This window comes from Falsihalocynthiibacter sp. BN13B15, from assembly GCF_041205415.1.
GTDB lineage: Bacteria > Pseudomonadota > Alphaproteobacteria > Rhodobacterales > Rhodobacteraceae > Falsihalocynthiibacter > Falsihalocynthiibacter arcticus.
Map to the genome: position 1 here is coordinate 376,499 of NZ_JBGFCE010000003.1, position 17,882 is coordinate 394,380.

Sequence of the window (17,882 nt, forward strand, 5' to 3'; positions counted from 1 at the left end):
CCAAAATGGTTACGCGGCGTCAAATTTGACTTGGATGCCCCCTGAGCGGCATCTTCACACCGACTTCACTCATAGATGTCTGAACATTCCCAGGGAGGGGAAAATGAAACTTATAACAACCACCGCGGTCCTCATGGCCACGACCACCAGCGCCGCACTCGCGGGTGGTGTAGATCGCTCCTATCAAAGCACTGCCATTCTTTTTGAAGAGGGAAACTATGTTGAAGTTTCTGTCGGCACAGTAAACCCAAGTATCTCGGGCGTCGGCACAGCATATTCGCCAACTCCAGGGGGTGCGTCGGGCGATATGGCTCCTGCTTATACCCAGTTTTCGGGCGCATATAAGCACAGCTTTAGCGACAAACTGGATGCAGCAATCATCATCGACCAACCCTTCGGTGCCAATGTTGCCTATCCCTCGGCTCCCTATTTTGCGACGGGATCCGTTGCCGAACTTAACACGGCGGCCATCACTGGTATCCTGAAATATAATATCAACGAAGGTTACAGCGTTTTCGGCGGTCTGCGCTACGAAACCCTCGAAGCTACCGCGAATATCCCGTTTGTGTCATCATATGACGCCGTTGGCAGCAAAAATGGCGCGTTCGGCTACTTGGTTGGGGCTGCATATGAGCGTCCGGACATCGCTTTGCGGGTCGCATTGACCTACAACTCGAAAATCTCCCACGACCTTGAAACCACCGAGTCCTCGGCAGCCTTGGGCGCGGATAACACCTCCGTAACCGAGGTGAATTCACCACAATCTGTGAACCTCGAATTCCAATCCGGTGTCGCAGAAGACACGTTGGTTTTCGGCTCCATTCGGTGGGTTAACTGGTCGGATTATGACATTTCCCCAACCGACTATTCGACCCTCACAGGTGGCGGTTCGCTGGTATCCTACGAGGACGACGTTTTCACCTACACCCTTGGCGTTGGACGTAAATTTAGCGACTCTTGGTCGGGCGCCATCTCTGCGGGTTATGAAAAATCCAATGGCGGCTACCAGTCCAACCTCAACCCAACCGACGGACAATTCTCGGTGGGTCTCGGCGGAACCTATACGCGCGAAAACATGAAAATCACGGCAGGCGTGAAATATGTCATGATTGGCGATGCGGAAACCACCCTTGGTTTGGGTGGCCCAGCGTCGAGCTTCCAAGACAACAATGCGCTGGCCTTTGGTTTGCGGATTGGTTTCGCACTCTAATCACGATAAATACCTGATTATGAACTGGGCCTACCGGCAACGGCGGGCCCTTTTCTGTTTCTAGCAATTGACCGCCCACCTCGCGCTGGGTAGGACGGAGAGGAAGCAATCGAAAGCCACCTCCATGATCCCCTCTGCCCAAGTATGGTCCGAAAACCCTAATAAACACGCCCTGCTTTTTGGGATGTCTGGTCTTGGAAAAACTTATATCTCTAATATGTTGCGCGCGTCCGGCGACTGGTTCCACTATTCCATCGATTATCGGATCGGCACGCGCTACATGGGCGAATTTATCGTCGACAATTTCAAAGCGCATGCGTTGCTGGACCCGTTTCTCGCGGAACTCCTTCTTAGCGACAGCATTTACATTGCCTCAAACCTCACATTTGAAAACCTCGCGCCCCTTTCGACATACCTCGGAAAACCGGGCAGCTCCGCCTTGGGCGGCCTGCCGATAGACGAATATATGCGGCGGCAAAAACAGCACCACATCGCCGAGGTGAGTGCGCTGATGGACACGCCTTATTTCATCAAGCGTGCGACCGAGCTTTATGGTTATGACAATTTCATCTGCGACTCTGGTGGTTCTATTTGCGAAGTCGTTGACCCGTGGAATCCCCTCGACCCAACGCTCAAAACGCTGTCTGACAGCACCCTGATGATTTGGATTGAGGGCGGGAATGAACACACTGAGGCCCTTATCGCGCGCTTCAATGCATCGCCCAAACCCATGTGCTATCAGGCCAGCTTTCTGCTCCCGTTTTGGGATGAATACCTCAAAGAAAACAACGTGAAGCAAGAGGATGTTAATCCGAATGATTTCATTCGAGCCGCGTATCGTGCCGCGTTGACTGCGCGCCAACCACGGTATCAAGCGATGGCCGATAATTGGGGCATTTCCGTTCCCGCAAGCGAAGTCGCCCGCCTCAAATCGCCTGACGATTTCAACGCTTTGGTTTCTGATACCCTTGAGAACCGCTCCTAAGCGACCTATCTAATTAGACCAATCTCAGAAAAGAGTTTCCCATGCCGATTAAGATTCCATCCTCCCTTCCCGCTTATGAGGTTCTCTCGAGCGAGGGCGTGATGGTGATGGATGAACAACTTGCCGCACGCCAAGATATTCGCCCGTTGCAAATCGGTCTTCTTAATCTGATGCCCAAGAAAATTCAGACCGAAACCCAGTTTGCGCGTCTGATCGGGGCGACGCCGTTGCAAATCGACCTGACCTTGATCCGTATGAGCGAGCACCAAACAAAAAACACCACTGCGGAACATATGGAAACGTTTTATCGCACGTTCGACGAAATCAAGGACCGCAAATTTGACGGCCTCTTGATTACTGGCGCGCCGATTGAGCATTTGGATTTTGAGGACGTCACCTATTGGGACGAACTGTGCCGCATTATGGACTGGACACAAACCAACGTGCATTCCACATTTGGGATTTGTTGGGGGGGCATGGCCATGATCCACCATCTCCACGGAATCAACAAACACCTGTTGGATCACAAGCTATTTGGTTGTTTTCGCCACCAAAACCTTAACCCCAGCTCCCAGTATTTGCGTGGTTTTTCAGACGATTGCGTCATTCCGGTAAGTCGCTGGACCGAAATCCACCAAGACGAAATCGACACAGCAAAAAACCTCACAACGCTTTTGGGAAGCGAGGACGCAGGCCCCTGTTTGGTTGAAGATCCCGACCATCGCGCGCTCTATATCTTTAACCATTTTGAGTATGATTCAGACACGCTTAAACAGGAATATGACCGCGATATCGAGACGGGAACGGCGATCAATATTCCACAAAACTATTACCCGAACGATGACCCAAGCCAAGTGCCGCAAAACCGTTGGCGCAGCCACGCACATTTGCTTTATGGCAATTGGTTAAACGAAATTTACCAAACGACAAAATACAATATGGACGAAATCGGGACCTAAGCTGATTGAATTGCGGCTAACTGCACGTCATACTTAAAAAAAAGCGAGGAGCCCCGCGATGGATTTACCGTTTGTTGGCGACATAACCCATTTCTACAAAAATGAAGCACCCGACGAGATCCGAAAATCGATTGAGAACGCGGGTGCAAAAGATATTCTTGCGCCGGCTTATCCCTATAAAAAACTGATGGGGCGTAAAGCTTATGACGCGCAAATGGAGCAACTTCAGTTAGAATTGGTCAAATTGCAGTCCGATTTCATCACCAGTGGCAAACGTCTTGTGGTGCTGTTTGAAGGGCGGGACGCGGCTGGCAAAGGCGGGGCGATTTCGCGCCTCAGAGAGAACCTCAATCCGCGTATTGCTAAGAACGTTGCCCTACCCAAACCAACAGAACGCGAAGCTGGCGAGTGGTATTTTCAACGCTATGTCGATCATTTACCCACCAAAGGTGAGGTCAGGATGTTTGATCGCAGCTGGTACAATCGCGGCGTTGTGGAGCATGTTTTTGGCTTCTGTACACCCGATCAACGCGCCCATTTCTTTGCCCAGCTTCCCGACTTCGAGCGTCTGTTGGCGGACGAGGGCTATCACTTGGTCAAAATCTGGCTCAACGTGGGTCGTGCAGAGCAGTTGCGACGATTTCTTGAACGTGAGCAAGACCCGCTAAAGCAATGGAAACTTAGCTGGATTGACGTTGAGGGCCTGAAAAAATGGGACGCTTATAGCGAAGCCATAACCGAAACCCTGACGCGGACCCATACGGAATTCGCACCTTGGACCGTTATCCGCGCCGATGACAAACGTCGCGCGCGCCTTGAGACCATTAAGTCCATCCTGAAATGCATTGATTATAAAGAGAAATCAGAAATACCGGAAATTGATTACTCGATTTGTGGTGGACCGGAAATGTGGAATGGTTAAAAAACGTGGATATCATCACGGCAATCTCAAACAAGCATTGGTCGAAGCAGCTCTGAGCCTTATCGAGACCAAAGGCCCCACTGGGTTTACCTTGTCTGAAGCTGCTAAAACGGCGGGTGTGACCCCCGCTGCTGTGTATAGGCATTTTGAGGGACGCGAGGATTTGATCGCGGAAGTGGCGCGCCAAGGGTATGAAATCTTTGGAGAATTGATGGAATACGCCTATGCAACGGGCCAACCCTCAGCGTTGGCAAGCTTTGAAGCTACGGGTCGCGCCTATCTCGCGTTTGCACGCCGCCATCCAGGGCATTATGTGGCGATGTTTGAGAGCGGAATTTCTGTCAACCGCACACCCGAACTCGCGGCAGCGGCAAGAAAGGCCAAAGGCACGTTGGAACACGCGGCCCACGAATTGTCCAAACACATTCCCGCAGACAAACGCCCGCCCGCGAGCATGTTCTCGGCCCATATATTGGCCTTAAGCCATGGTGTCGTTGAGCTTTTTGCCCGCGGCGCACCGGGCACCATCGCCCCTTTCCCACCCGAAGACCTTTTGGAAAGTGGTATAGGGATTTATCTGCGCGGCCTCGGGTTGGTTGATCCGGACGATTGAAATTTAGCTTCTAAAGGCAAAAAATCAGGCCTCAAAGGAGAACCTCAACACATGACCATGGGGGGCGCATAGACGAGCAGCCCTTTTTCTTCCAAGGCGTCCCGTATACCGGGATCAAGGTTTTTCATACTATAGTCAACGTAAAACTCTTTCAGTCGCGGAAGCTGCAACAGCCCGCGCTGCCATTGAAGAATATCTGCATTCGACGACAACTTCTCCAATGAAGGATGCCCACTAAGGGGTTTGAGATTGCCGACTTCACCATACCCAAACCTGAGCCGCTTGAGGGACTTCATATTGGTGACAAAAGCGATGCTGTTTTCCTTTTGGGGAGACAACGCCAGTTCAACCAAGCCAGTGAGCGCCGGAGTCGATAGCGGCTCAAGGCTTGGTTTTTCGCGTAAACTTTCCATGTGAAGAATATCCAAATTCGAAAAAGCGCTGAGCCCGTTCAAGTCCGGAACGTCGGTATACGACATATGAAGCTCTTGAAGCTCTGTCAGGTTTGCAATGTCGCTTAGATTAGCGAAGTTCGTTCTGCTGATCATCAGCGCTTTGACATGGCTCATATCATTTAGCACCGTGAAGTCGTTCAGCCGTGTTCCATCTAGGTCCAAACGTTCGCAATAGGAAGCCTTGCAGGCTTCGACCGCAGCCTCGCCATCTGCAAATCTTTTAGCTTCACGTGCCGCCTCACGTGTTGCGCGCTCTTCGTCAGTCAAACGTTTCGGCGGCGCATCGCACGCGACAAGTACCGAAGCGGTGACAATCACGAACGCGAGAAGTCTTCCAGTCAGTTTCATAGAGCCGCCCGTTGTATTTTCTTTAGAATAATCAGGGAGCTGTAGTTGTAAAGCCTTAACATATAATCCGCGGGGCAAAGAAAAAGGGCTCGCAAAATGCGAACCCTTTTTCTTTTTTGTAGAGTAAAGTACTCGAAGCCAATTAACGCTTGGAGAACTGGAAGCTCTTACGGGCTTTTGCTTTACCGAACTTCTTACGCTCAACAACGCGGCTATCGCGTGTGAGGAAGCCAGCAGCTTTCAGGGCTGCGCGCAAGGAGGGTTCATAAAGTTGAAGCGCTTTAGAGATACCGTGCTTAACCGCGCCAGCTTGGCCAGAAAGACCGCCGCCTTTAACAGTTGCAACAACATCGAATTCGCCATCAACACCAGCAACCGTGAAAGGCTGACGTAGGATCATTTGGAACACGGGGCGTGCAAAATAAACAGGCATGTCTTTGCCGTTTACCGTTACTTTACCGGAACCTGGTTTGATCCAAACGCGGGCAACCGCGTCTTTACGTTTGCCAGTCGCATAGGAGCGGCCAAGGCTATCGCGAACTTGTTCACGAAGGGGAGCGGCTTCTACTGCGGCAACACCTTCAACAATTGTGTTCAGATCGTCGAGTGATTTGATATCTTCAGACATGCTTATGCACCCCGTGAGTTTTTGGAGTTCATGGCTTTAACGTCAAGAACTTCTGGTGCTTGGGCTTCGTGGCCGTGATCTGTGCCCGCATAAACGCGCAGGTTTGTCATAAGCGTGCGGCTCAAACGGTTGCCAGGCAACATGCGCTGAACAGCTTTGGTCAAAACACGCTCAGGGAATTTACCCTCGATGATTTGACGTGCAGTGCGCTGCTTGATCCCACCAGGGTGGCCAGTGTGCCAGTAGTAGATTTTGTCGTCACGTTTTTTGCCAGTCAACTGAACTTTGTCAGCGTTGATAACAATCACGTTGTCACCCATATCCATCGAAGGCGTAAAGGTTGGTTTATGCTTGCCGCGAAGGCGTGTTGCGATGATCGAAGCAAGACGGCCCAAAACAACGCCTTCAGCGTCGATGATGATCCATTTCTTATCGATATCCGCAGGAGTCGCAGAGAAGGTTTTCATGTAGGATACCCTATCGTGGTCGAATGATGGCATGGGGAATCCCATACCGCTAATTGATGTCGGGGTTATAAAGGGGTTTGGCGCGCAAACAAGTGCTAAAAGACGCAATAAATCGTTTAAAAACAACGATTTATTATTTAGGTACAATAATACCCCACTCATTTTGACGCAATTCCCTAAATTTCGGCGTCTTGCTCGGGATGTTGGAGAATTTGGTTAATCTCGCCAAGGGCCGCCAAGCGCGCCTCGTCGTTCCCCGTTGCATTCACCGCCAAGCGCACCGCATTTGGGGAATCGCCGTCGGGAAGGGCAAACTCATCGGCGGGTTTAACCCGAATGCCACGACTTTTGCAGGCCACAGCAAAGCTAGACCCACGCCAACCCCGCGGCATTTTAAGCCAGATAAACGGCGCATCAGGGCGCCAACGGATATCCCATTGCCCCAAAACATTCACGGTTTGATGCACACGCTCTTGGCAACTTTGTACCACTTTTTTGCGCACCTCACTGGCCGCGCCAGAAAGAATGAGCTCTTCACAGACATCAAGGATGGGTTGCGGCAGGCCATAAAACGATGATTGTGCCACTTGTAACGTCAGGGGTGCGGCCCCTGTGGGCGGCACAATGAAGCCAAACCGCAAACTCGCCGCAACGCTTTTGGTCAAAGATCCAATGTACCACGCCAAATCAGGCGCGATCGCCCGATAGCTCAGGGCCTTGGGGGTATCAATCCGATGGCAGTCATCCTCGATAATTTGAATGTCGTGACGACGGGCAATATCGGCCAATTCGAGTTTACGCTCCAAGGGCGTATTAATCGTTGTCGGGCTATGAACTTCAGCCGAAGTAAGTAGGACTTTACCACCATGCATTCGCGCGGCTTCCTCAAAGGAATCGGGGCAAATACCGTGACTGTCCATTTTAAGCCCAACAATTTCAGCCCGCAAAAGCTGCGCGGCGCGGCGCACACCGGGGTAGGTTAATTGTTCGGTCATAATGACGGGATGCGCCCCGCGCAGGATGGATTGAAGCGCCAAAATGCTACAGTTTTGCGCCCCCAATCCCAGAACCACATCATCCGGCTCAATGCGCCCCACGTGGTCAGGTCCAATCCAATGGCACACCGCCGCGCGTGCCGCACGATCGGTCGCAGCGGTTGGGTAATCGACATAACGATTGCCCGCGCGCGAGGCGACTCGGATCAGGGCCTCCTTTACGATCTCGCCCTGCCCCACATCCGAAACCCGACAGCCGCGAAAATCAACGGTGCTTTCTTGCAGCGTATTAATAAGAGGGTCGCCCTCAAACACATGCGCAGATGTGCGATCGGCCACAAATGTGCCGCGCCCAACAGCAGCCTGCAAAACACCGTCCTCAACCAGTTTGCGATAGGCCCGCGCGACAGTTCCGGGGGTGATTTTCAATTCCCACGCTAAATCCCGCACCGGAGGGAGGCGCTCCCCCTTTTTAAGATGGCGCATCGCAACTGCATCACGGATCGAACTTGTGAGCGTTTTATACTTGGGACCGTCGGAGGCGGACAGATCGGGAAACCAAATTGTATTCATTACAATCTTTCGTTGGACTTGGATTTTTACCGATTGTATCACTTAATTACGAAATATCAAATGGATTGTATCAACACAAAGGATTGAGACCATGACGATCGCCCCCGCAAGTCACGCACAGCCCCTGCACTATTTGCAGAGCCGCAAAAACATACCCGCCTTGGGTTTGATTGCGTTGCGCGTCGCGGTCACGATCACGCTCTGGGATCAACGGGTGCGAACGCGTCGTAGCCTTAATAGAATGACGAATTCCGATCTTAAAGACATCGGTATTTCACGCGGCGAAGCCCTTACGGAGGCCCGCCGTCCGTTCTGGAAGGAATAATATCCCCTCCTGACAGAACCTCTTCCTGGCCGGGGCAATGCTCCGGCCTTTTTTTGTCTTACCGGTTTGGTGGGATGGAATAGGTCATTGAGGCACGGGCCACGGGGGCCTCTTGCCCCTCGGATTGTATCAATACATCGCCAACTGCCAAAACCCGCCCCAATTTCAAGATACGCGCCGTCGCAATCAACGTTTTCCCTGCCACTGGTTTACGCATGAAATCGATACTGGCATTGGTCGTAACGGCCAACCCAACGGGGCCGATGCGCGCTAAGATGGCCAGAAATACTGAGACATCCGCAAGCGCGAACATCGTTGGCCCCGAAACCGTACCGCCGGGGCGCAAATGGGCGTCAGTCATCAACATTTCAACGACGACATCCAGTGGCGTTACGGAACGAACTCTAAATTCGCCCGTAACTTGCGGAAATTCCGCGATCAAAAAGGCGTTTAGGGCCTCAACATCCATTAATATTGTCATACTCACCCTATCTTCCCTTAAACAAACCGCCCAAGAGGCCACGCACAATCCGGCGTCCTGTTGTACCATTCAACTCTTTGAGGACGGCATTGGTCATGGCTTCCCCAAACGAACGCGAAGTGGCTTTTTTCGCCCGACGTGTCGAGGTGGCGCTAGAGCGTCCAACGCGGCTTCCGTTATAGCGGCGCGCTGTTTTGAATTCGCGTTCCATCGGAGTTGCCTCCTCAAGGGCTGCCTCATCCGCTTCTGCGGCCTTCGCCGCGTCATCCGCCCGTTTCGCAAGCATCTCGTAGGCCGACGCGCGATCCGTCACGGTTTCATATTTTCCCGCGAGGGGCGACGCTGCAATCGTGGCTTTGCGCACCGAGTCCGCAATTGGCCCCATTTGGCTACTGGGGGGGCGAACCAATGTCCGTTCAACCACACTCGGGATGCCTTTTTTGAGCAACATACTGGTCAAGGCTTCGCCCACCCCGACTTCGCGCAGCGCCTCCTCGGTAGAAAAGCGCGGATTGTCGCGATATGTGTCGGCCGCAAGCCGCAGCGCTTTCTGATCTTTGGCCGTAAAGGCACGCAACGCGTGTTGAACACGATTACCCAACTGGCTCAAAATATCATCGGGTACATCGTCGGGATTCTGGGTCACAAAATAGATACCCACACCCTTGGAACGAATAAGCCGCGCGACCTGTTCGACCTTATCCACAAGGGCTTTGCTCGCCCCATTAAAGAGCAGATGCGCCTCGTCGAAGAAGAAAACAAGTTTAGGTTTGTCCGGGTCGCCAACCTCGGGCAATTCCTCAAACAACTCACTCAGAAGCCATAGCAGAAAGGTCGCATAGAGTGTCGGCGAGGACATCAACTTGTCAGACGCGAGAATATTGATCCGCCCTTCTCCCTCGGGCGTGGTTTGCATCATGTCCTCAAGCGCCAGAGCAGGCTCGCCGAAAATCGCCGCCCCGCCTTGATTTTCCAACACCAACAAACGACGCTGAATAACGCCAATGGATTGCGCGGAAACTGTACCGTATCTCAGAGTGATGTTGCCCGCGTTTTCACCAAGCCAAACTAGAAGAGCCTGCAAATCCTTAAGATCAAGAAGCGCGAGCCCCTCCTCATCCGCCAAGCGGAAGGCAATGTTTAAAATACCCTCCTGCGCTTCAGAAAGCTCGAGCATCCGTGCCAAAAGGAGCGGCCCCATTTCAGCGACTGTTGTGCGGATCGGATGGCCTTGCTCGCCAAAAAGGTCCCAAAACGTGACGGGAAAAGAACGATAGGCATAGTCGGAAAAACCGATTTGTTTTGCTCGTGCGGTAAAGGAATCGTGGGGTTTCGCGGTAGCGCTCCCAGCGACCGCCAAACCTGCGAGATCGCCTTTCACGTCAGACAGGAATACCGGAACGCCGGCCTTGGAGAAACTCTCGGCGAGGATTTGCAGGGTCACCGTTTTACCCGTCCCCGTCGCCCCCGCGATCAACCCGTGGCGGTTTGCATACTTGAGTTTTAGAAACTGTGGAGCGGCATAATCCTCCCCGCCACCGCCGACAAAAATTTCGCTTTTCAGGTCATCGGGCATACAGTTTATTCTCCATTTCATACAAACTATCGGCTAGGCAACTTAGTCTTAACCTTTATACGCTAATGTAAGGTTAGTTCAGTCAATAGTCTTCTTTTGATTGAATTGACTTCCCCCCTGTCAGACTTGCCGCGCCCTTGGGCGCGGTTTTTTTTGGCGCGCATGAAATTCTCATTCCTCGGCAAAAAATCGCCGTTTTTTTTGTTGACCAATTCACAAGAAGGCCGTAGCGTTCCAATCAATAATATAGTCGGCAAGTCCGACAGGGAGAAAAATCGAAAAGGGCCTTGTTTTCAAGGCCCTTTTTTACGTTTAGAACCAAGCCTTGCTCTCAATCCATGGCTAATTTGCGCGCTCCTCAGGATGGGTTACTGGCGTCTAAACGCGTGATTCACCTGTGATCCGCCCCCAATGCAGCTAGGAATACCATTTTCGACAGGATCAATTCGTTTCTGTTCGATTCGAACCTGACAGCACGTAAAAGACGTGCTAAATCCGTTGAAACGACAACAAGAACGGACGGACCATGAATTTAGCGATGAAATCAATACTTGCAGCTTGCTTTGTGACACTTCCTAGCCTCGCGTTAGCCCAAGACACAACAAGCCCAGACCAAGCCCCCGCCACAGAAGAGACACCAGATTCAGAAACGGCCCCTTCGGTTGCGGATCAACTCTCGACTGGAACGCCCGTTGAGACCCGCTTGCCAACAAAAGACGAAGTTGTTGTGGGCGAAGAGTACTTGCTTGATGTTTCCGGCGACTGGCAAATTCGATGTGCCAAGACGGAAGAGGAATTTGATCCCTGCCAGCTGTATCAGCTACTGCAAAATGGCGAAGGCCCTTTTGCTGAAATCTCGATTTTTCCGATCAATGAGCCGAATTCCAAAGCAGTTGCGGGCGCCACCATCATTACGCCCCTCGATACAATGCTGCCCCCAGGTATCTTGATCTCGGTGGATTCCACAGACGCGCGCCGCTATCCCTATTCTTTCTGTGGTTCGGTCGGCTGCGTTGGCCGCATCGGTTTGCTTGCTGAAGACATAGCCGCGTATAAAAAGGGCAGCGCCGCCAGTCTTCAAATCGTACCCGCAGTTGCACCAGATCAAACGGCAACGGCCACGATTTCCCTTAAAGGATTTACACTGGGCTATGACAAACTGGTCGCCTTGCAACCCAAAAAATAAGATCAAACCAGAATAGAAAAAGGCCCGCATCACATCGATAGCGGGCCTTTTTCATGAAATAACAAAATGTTATATACGCTTAAGCGCCAAAACCGCGTTCAAACCGCCAAAAGCGAAGGCGTTTGAGAGGACATGATCCACGTCCGCCTCGCGCGCCACATTCGGCACCACATCCAACGCGCATTCTGGATCTTCTTGCTCATAGCCGATGGTGGGTGCAATAATGCCGTCCCGCAGCGCCATTACGCAGGCCAAAAGCTCCACAGCCCCCGTCCCGCCAATCAAATGCCCATGCATCGATTTGGTTGAACTGATCATCAAATCATCCGCCGCAGTGCCAAAGACGGCGGAAACAGCGGCGCATTCGGTTTTGTCATTCGCCGCGGTGCCCGTGCCGTGGGCGTTGATATATCCCACTTGCGACGGGGCGAGCTTAGCGTCCTTCAACGCGCCCGAAATTGCCCGTGCCGCTCCGTGTTTGGATGGCATAACAATGTCGGAGGCATCCGATGTCATTGCAAAACCAACGACTTCCGCCAATATTTCGGCGCCACGTGCGCGGGCGTGCTCATATTCCTCAAACACGAAAACAGCAGCCCCTTCGCCCTGAACCATGCCGTTTCGGTTTGCTGAAAATGGGCGGCAGGCATCGCGGGACATAACTCGGAGGCCTTCCCAAGCCTTGACGCCGCCAAAACACAGCATGCTTTCGGACCCCCCCGTCAGCATCGCATCGGCCATCCCACAGCGGATCATGTTAAACGCCTGTCCCATCGCGTGGTTGGAACTGGCGCAGGCGGTTGCGACGGTAAAGCTTGGCCCCATGATATTGTATTCAATCGAGACATGCGAGGTGGCCGCATTGTTCATCAGCTTTGGCACCACAAAGGGGTGAACGCGGTTTTTACCTTCTTCGTAAACGGAACGGTAATTTTCGTCTTGCGTATTCATGCCGCCGCCAGCGGTGCCCAAAATCACGCCAGAACGATGTGCCAATTCGCCGTCGAAAACGATGCCAGATTGCTCCATCGCTTCCTTGGTCGCGATCAACGTAAACTGTGTGTAGCGATCATAAAGGGCAATCTGCTGGCGGTTAAAAAGGCTCTCCGGATCAAAATTTGTGACTTGCCCGCCAATCTTGATGGACAAGCGCTCAACGTCGCGAAAATGCAACGCGCCAATGCCGCAACGACCTTCGCGCATGGCTTCCATAGTGGCAACCGCCGTGTGGCCAAGGGAGTTAATTGCACCCTGACCCGTAATAACGACTCGTTTCACGTAGCAGGCTCGTTTACCAGCCCACGGACCGCTTTCACGATTGACGCCACCGTCGAGATATCAAAGTCACTTTCGCTTGGGTCGTTGGCATTAAAGGGCACTTGGATATCAAAGGCTTCTTCAATCGCAAAGATCGACTCGACCAGTCCGAGACTGTCGATGCCTAGGTCCTCCAATGTACTTTCAAGAGTTACATCAGAGACATCGAGGACGGCTTGCTCCGCGACGATTTCGAATATTTTTTCTTGTACGTTTGGCATTGATTGCCCTTTCCGCTATGGGCTGATCTAGTCTTTTTGCACGATGTTTGAAACAGTTTTTTGAAGCTCCCGAAATTGCTGCATCATTCGAGGCAGACGGCGGAGCGCTTTTTGCATATCCACTTGGTTTTCCATCTTAACGGCAGGGCTGCCTAATACCACCCGACCCGCAGGCACATTGGTAAATAATTTGGACGACCCGCCCGCAACCACGTCATCGCCGATAAAAATGTTATCGCTCGCGCCACATTGGCCACCCATAACCACACGGTTGCCGATCACGGTTGATCCTGCGATGCCAACCTGTCCACACAATAGGCAATCATCGCCAACCTGAACGTTATGGCCAAGATGAACCTGGTTGTCCAACTTCGTGCCGTTGCCGATGCGTGTGTCGCGGATGGTGCCGCGATCAATCGTGACATTCGCGCCAAGCTCCACGTTGTCGCCGATGGTCACGCCGCCCAGACTGTGAATACGGGTCCAGCTTTGCGCCTGCGCGTCACCCTGATTGCCAAGGCTTTCGCGCGCATTCTCAACGCCGGATTTTTCGGGGGTCACAAAGGAAAATCCGTCGGCGCCAACAATGGCTCCGTGATTAGCAATAAAATTGTGCCCAATCGAGACGCGCGCCGCAATCCGCACACCTGCCCGCAACAGCGCGTGATCGCCAATGGTGCTGCCTTCTTCAATGCTGCAATGGCTGGCAATCCGTACGCTCACACCGATTTCGACGTTTTGCCCGATCACCACAAAGGGGCCAATGGCCGCCCCTGTGCCAATTTTCGCGCTGCGATCAATCACGGCTGTCGGGTGAATTCCGACAATCTGCGGACCCGGATCAAGGAGACGTGTGACGCCTGACATGGCATAGCGTGGACGCGGCACAAACAGCGCCGCCTTCAACCCAAGTGCCTGCCAATCGGCCCCTTGCCAAAGGATCGCGGCCTGTGCTTTCCCTTGCGCGAGGCCGTCGGCGTATTTGGGATCCATCGCCAACGCGAGATCCCGTGGGCCCGCATTAGCAGGTTCAGAAACGCCGGAAATCTCAAGATCGACAGCGCCAAAAGCTTCCGCTCCAAGCGCTGCTGCAATCTCTGAAATACGATGTGTCATTCAGTCCCCCAAAAGCTACTGGGAGATTTAGCCTTGAACGGCCTGCAATGTAACCCCAGCCCTTTGCATTGCATCAAATATTTTGGCATCGCGTCCGTAAACATCCCGACGATAATTAGTCCGTCCTTTTGGGTCCGTGATGGCGGTGCGGTACACAATATGAACGGGAATCGGTTGATCAAGCGGAACCGTCGTTTCGCGCCCCGTGGCCAAAATCTTTTTGAAATAAGGTTCCGGAGCAGATTGCTGTCTGGCCAAAAGAGCAAACGCGAAATCCTGTGGATCGCGCAATCGAACGCATCCATGGCTAAAGGCGCGCGATTCACGGCCGAACAAATCCTTGGCCGGTGTGTCGTGCAAGTAGATATTATAGCGATTAGGGAACATAAATTTCACCAAACCCAGAGCATTGCCGCGACTTGGGGGCTGCTTGATATCGAAGGGGAAATTACGGGCGGAATATTGTGTAAAGTCCTGACCTTCGCGACTTACAATCTGGCCCGAACCGTTGATCAGCCGTAAATGCGAAACCGCATTTGGGTTCTTTTTCAACATTGGAAGGTATTCTTTCACCGCAATAGAACGGGGAACATTCCATGTTGGGTTGATAACCATATGGGTCATCACGTCGGAAAATTCGGGCGTTTGACGATCGGACGTGTTTTTGCCGACGACCGACCGTGTTTCGAAGGTGGTTTTATTGTCATCCATAATGCGGACGTGGAAATCTGTAATATTTACCCATACGTGGCGTTTACCGCGCTCAACGCCGTTCAACCAACGCTCACGCTCCATAGCGACCATAACAGATTTCAATCGCCCCTCGACGGGAACGTTGATTTCCGAAATTGTCGCGGCCCCTGCGACGCCATCTGGGTTTAACCCGTGGGTAAGCTGAAACTGTTGCACCGCCTTTTGCAGAGTAACATCGTAGGTTTGGCTGGCGGAACGCCCCATATATCCCATAACAATCAAACGGTTACGAAGGGTTACCACATCATTCCCACTCGCGCCGGGTTCAAGCTTCTTGGCGTTAACCGTGGGGCCCCATCCGCCGCGTCCAAGCTGTTTCTCGAGCGTGAGCTTCTCTTTGGTCAATGCCAAATACTCGGGATTTTTGGGGGCCAGATTTTTCAAAAAACCAGCAGGGGACGATTTGGTGAAGGCCGTCAACAGATCCTCTGAATTATAGCGGGAAACCTTGCGAACCATCCCGGGATCAACTTTTGACGGGGTCACAATTCCGCGGGAAATATCTTGGGCATATTGTACAAACAGGCGGCTCATCTGGACTTCGATGCGCCCCAAGTCACGTTGGTTTTTAACGCGTCCAAGGTCGGCCATAAAGACATTTGGGTCATAACGGCCAGCCGGAAGTCCATGCACACTCGCCATCGAAATCGCTTGCAAAAACGCCTTGCGACGGGTTGCATCTTTTCCACGGTTCTGGGTCCAGATTGGCTCAAAATTCCGTCCACGATAGAACGCGGCGATTCCTGCGTCTTTTGCAGATTCTTCAGCGACAGCCTGTTTAAAGGCTGTGATTTCGGCCTGCGCTGAACTTGAGGCTGAAAGCGTCACCACCACAGACATCAAAACCAACAAAAAAGAAGCAAAGCCTGCGCGCAAAAATACCATTTTATCCTCGTTCCGTTCACGATTTAATGTCGCGGAATACGTAAATCTTTCTTGAAAAGCAAGTGCATGCACGATCACGTTCTCGCGGGGTACCGCTTTCCAACCTCAGCTTACCCGAATTACTCCTTACTTTAAATATCAGGTGGAAATTAAGCTTTGACTAAGACCTATGCGCAACATTTCGCCCAAAAACGGCGGAATTCCCACCTTGTTGGAATCAAGCCTTGGCGGTTTTTTTCGATTATGTCATAAGAAAGGTGCATCTGGGGAACAATGCAGCCGCACGCAAATGTGGCCAAAAAACGAGAACGGGCAGTACCAATGACACTAGCGACACCTGCGGGCTTATCCCGCCGAGGCCTTTTAGCGGCTTTTGCGGCAACCGCGATCACAGCAGCGCCCACATATTCAAGCGCTGCGGGTTTTTTGCGCGGAAGTGGCGACATACGCCGTATCAACATGTTCAACCAACGTACGGGTGAAAATATCGACATGATCTATTGGATCGATGGCGAATATATCAAACCTGCCCTCACACAGATCAATTATTTTATGCGCGACTGGCGTCAGGACGAAGCCAAAAATATCGATACACGCACAATTGATATCATCACGGCCTCCCATAGTCTTTTGGATGTCACAGAGCCCTACATGCTTTTGTCCGGATATCGCAGCCGCAAAACCAACCAACTTTTACGCTCACGGTCACGCGGCGTTGCCAAAAATTCGCTGCACATGGTCGGCCAAGCTGCCGATTTACGCCTCAAATCGCGCACTGTTTCGCAAATGGCGAAAGCTGCGGCCTCCTGTAGTGCTGGTGGCGTTGGCAAATATAGCCGATCTAATTTCGTCCATATGGATTGCGGCCCTGTACGTTCTTGGGGCGGCTAAAAGCGACTTCCCTCACACCACTCCTGCCCTACATTCAAGCCGCTCTCTTAATTGAGGCGGCTTATTTGTTTGAATGGGCTGGAACGATCTGAAGATAGGCCGCAATGGCTTCGCGGTCGGCGCTAGGAAGTTTAGCTATGTTTTCAATAACATCGGCCATTTCCCCTCCTGCGGAATCATATTCTGGTGTAAAGCCCGACGTTAAATATTCGACCACATCAGACTCTGACCAGTTAAATTCCCCCGGCGTAATATTTGGAATGCGCCCTTTGCCCACCGGATTTGGGGCGCCCGCAAGCCACAACGTCTTCTCGCTGCCTCCAAGCACATTCCGTGGCGTATGACATTCGCCGCAATGCCCCATAGCTTCGACCAAATAGCGGCCGTGTTCCTGCTGCGGGGTCAAATCGCCGGTCACGACCCAATCGGTATTGACGAACAGCAGCTTCCAGCCGCCAAGGGACACCCGCATATTGAACGGAAACCCAAGATCATGTGCTTCTCGCGGCGTATCAATTGCGGGAAGGCTGCGCAAATGCGCGATGAGGTCTACAATGTCTTGCAACTTCGCTTTGTTGAAGGTCGCATAGGGAAACGCCGGATAGTAATGTTCCCCCGTGGGCGATGTCCCTTTTAGAACAGCGTCGGCGATTTCTAGGTCGGTCCATGTGCCAATACCTGCTGTGGGATGCGATGAAATATTGGGCGCGATAAAGGTTCCAAAGGGGCTAGGAAAGCGCTTTCCGCCTCCGAGTGCGTCGTTTTCATACTCTACTCCCAAGGGTGCCGTGTGGCAGGAGGCACAGCCCATCGCCGAATAGACTCGCGCGCCATTTTCTGTGTTGGGGATCATTCCCTCTAACGCATCAGGCGCGAGCCTTTCCGGCTTAGTGATATAGAGGCCAGCAACGACACAAACGGCGAGGATTCCCCCACCGCTCGCAATTTTCTTTCCCCAGGATGCCATAGGTTCCCC

The 17,882-nt window shown here is 52.4% G+C and carries 19 protein-coding genes; 8 read left to right on the forward strand and 11 right to left on the reverse strand.

The genetic code is table 11. The features are described from left to right. Positions 1-103: 103 nt before the first annotated feature. The 5 genes from AB9F26_RS07035 to AB9F26_RS07055 all read left to right on the forward strand — a co-directional run bounded on the left by AB9F26_RS07035 (position 104) and on the right by AB9F26_RS07055 (position 4,689). Positions 104-1,210 (forward strand): hypothetical protein, encoded by a 1,107-nt coding sequence (locus AB9F26_RS07035; protein WP_335586694.1) that lies wholly within the window; start codon positions 104-106, stop codon positions 1,208-1,210. Positions 1,211-1,334: 124 nt separating this feature from the next. Further along, positions 1,335-2,195, forward strand: coding sequence for an ATPase (locus tag AB9F26_RS07040; protein ID WP_335586693.1), 861 nt, complete (start codon positions 1,335-1,337; stop codon positions 2,193-2,195). A gap of 41 nt (positions 2,196-2,236) precedes the next feature. Beyond that, positions 2,237-3,154 (forward strand): homoserine O-succinyltransferase, encoded by a 918-nt coding sequence (metA, locus tag AB9F26_RS07045; protein ID WP_335586692.1) that lies wholly within the window; start codon positions 2,237-2,239, stop codon positions 3,152-3,154. A gap of 58 nt (positions 3,155-3,212) precedes the next feature. Beyond that, a complete protein-coding gene (ppk2, locus tag AB9F26_RS07050) occupies positions 3,213-4,076 on the forward strand; it encodes a polyphosphate kinase 2 (RefSeq protein ID WP_369755728.1) in 864 nt (287 codons plus the stop codon). Further along, entirely contained in the window at positions 4,069-4,689 is a 621-nt protein-coding gene (locus AB9F26_RS07055; RefSeq protein ID WP_335586691.1) for a TetR/AcrR family transcriptional regulator, read from the forward strand. Before ppk2 ends, AB9F26_RS07055 begins: the two co-directional genes overlap by 8 nt. Before the next feature lie 44 nt (positions 4,690-4,733). On the opposite strand, the gene AB9F26_RS07060 is transcribed toward AB9F26_RS07055, so the two are convergent. From AB9F26_RS07060 to AB9F26_RS07075, 4 genes are all read right to left on the reverse strand, one after another. Continuing rightward, positions 4,734-5,492, reverse strand: coding sequence for a hypothetical protein (locus AB9F26_RS07060; RefSeq protein ID WP_369767690.1), 759 nt, complete (start codon positions 5,490-5,492; stop codon positions 4,734-4,736). Between the two features lie 142 nt (positions 5,493-5,634). Next, entirely contained in the window at positions 5,635-6,120 is a 486-nt protein-coding gene (gene rpsI, locus AB9F26_RS07065; protein ID WP_039003530.1) for a 30S ribosomal protein S9, read from the reverse strand. Between the two features lie 2 nt (positions 6,121-6,122). Then, positions 6,123-6,587, reverse strand: a complete 465-nt coding sequence (gene rplM / locus AB9F26_RS07070) for a 50S ribosomal protein L13 (RefSeq protein ID WP_039003529.1) — start codon at positions 6,585-6,587, stop codon at positions 6,123-6,125. Between the two features lie 176 nt (positions 6,588-6,763). Next, positions 6,764-8,155, reverse strand: a complete 1,392-nt coding sequence (locus tag AB9F26_RS07075; RefSeq protein WP_369767691.1) for a PLP-dependent aminotransferase family protein — start codon at positions 8,153-8,155, stop codon at positions 6,764-6,766. Positions 8,156-8,246: 91 nt separating this feature from the next. Here AB9F26_RS07075 and AB9F26_RS07080 point away from each other — a divergent pair, with 91 nt between their 5' ends. Continuing rightward, positions 8,247-8,480: a DUF1127 domain-containing protein gene (locus AB9F26_RS07080; RefSeq protein WP_335586688.1), complete on the forward strand. Its 234-nt coding sequence runs from the start codon at positions 8,247-8,249 to the stop codon at positions 8,478-8,480. Positions 8,481-8,538: 58 nt separating this feature from the next. On the opposite strand, the gene AB9F26_RS07085 is transcribed toward AB9F26_RS07080, so the two are convergent. Together AB9F26_RS07085 and AB9F26_RS07090 are read right to left on the reverse strand one after the other, a co-directional pair. Next, a complete protein-coding gene (locus AB9F26_RS07085; RefSeq protein WP_335586687.1) occupies positions 8,539-8,961 on the reverse strand; it encodes a PaaI family thioesterase in 423 nt (140 codons plus the stop codon). A 7-nt stretch (positions 8,962-8,968) separates the two neighbouring features. Next, entirely contained in the window at positions 8,969-10,537 is a 1,569-nt protein-coding gene (locus AB9F26_RS07090; RefSeq protein WP_369757652.1) for a helicase HerA-like domain-containing protein, read from the reverse strand. A gap of 538 nt (positions 10,538-11,075) precedes the next feature. On the opposite strand from AB9F26_RS07090, the gene AB9F26_RS07095 reads away from it, so the two are divergent. Further along, positions 11,076-11,723 carry an invasion associated locus B family protein gene (locus AB9F26_RS07095; RefSeq protein ID WP_335586686.1) on the forward strand — a complete coding sequence of 216 codons (648 nt, stop codon included), beginning with the start codon at positions 11,076-11,078 and terminating at the stop codon, positions 11,721-11,723. 69 nt (positions 11,724-11,792) lie between these two features. Here AB9F26_RS07095 and AB9F26_RS07100 read toward each other — a convergent pair whose 3' ends face one another. From AB9F26_RS07100 to AB9F26_RS07115, 4 genes are read right to left on the reverse strand one after another with little or no spacing between them, the layout of a single operon-like run. Further along, positions 11,793-13,001, reverse strand: coding sequence for a beta-ketoacyl-[acyl-carrier-protein] synthase family protein (locus tag AB9F26_RS07100; RefSeq protein WP_335586685.1), 1,209 nt, complete (start codon positions 12,999-13,001; stop codon positions 11,793-11,795). Then, positions 12,998-13,261, reverse strand: coding sequence for a phosphopantetheine-binding protein (locus AB9F26_RS07105; protein WP_335586684.1), 264 nt, complete (start codon positions 13,259-13,261; stop codon positions 12,998-13,000). The genes AB9F26_RS07100 and AB9F26_RS07105 overlap by 4 nt, the downstream gene beginning before the upstream one ends. Positions 13,262-13,288: 27 nt before the next feature. Then, positions 13,289-14,377, reverse strand: coding sequence for a UDP-3-O-(3-hydroxymyristoyl)glucosamine N-acyltransferase (gene lpxD, locus AB9F26_RS07110; protein WP_369767692.1), 1,089 nt, complete (start codon positions 14,375-14,377; stop codon positions 13,289-13,291). A gap of 27 nt (positions 14,378-14,404) precedes the next feature. Then, positions 14,405-16,015 carry a murein L,D-transpeptidase gene (locus tag AB9F26_RS07115; protein ID WP_369767693.1) on the reverse strand — a complete coding sequence of 537 codons (1,611 nt, stop codon included), beginning with the start codon at positions 16,013-16,015 and terminating at the stop codon, positions 14,405-14,407. Positions 16,016-16,336: 321 nt separating this feature from the next. On the opposite strand from AB9F26_RS07115, the gene AB9F26_RS07120 reads away from it, so the two are divergent. Beyond that, the gene (locus tag AB9F26_RS07120) at positions 16,337-16,906 is read left to right on the forward strand and encodes a YcbK family protein (RefSeq protein WP_369755739.1); all 570 of its coding nucleotides are present in this window, start codon (positions 16,337-16,339) and stop codon (positions 16,904-16,906) included. 61 nt (positions 16,907-16,967) lie between these two features. Here the strand turns inward: AB9F26_RS07120 and AB9F26_RS07125 are convergent, their stop codons facing one another. Further along, a complete protein-coding gene (locus tag AB9F26_RS07125; protein ID WP_369755740.1) occupies positions 16,968-17,873 on the reverse strand; it encodes a c-type cytochrome in 906 nt (301 codons plus the stop codon). Positions 17,874-17,882 lie beyond the last annotated feature (9 nt).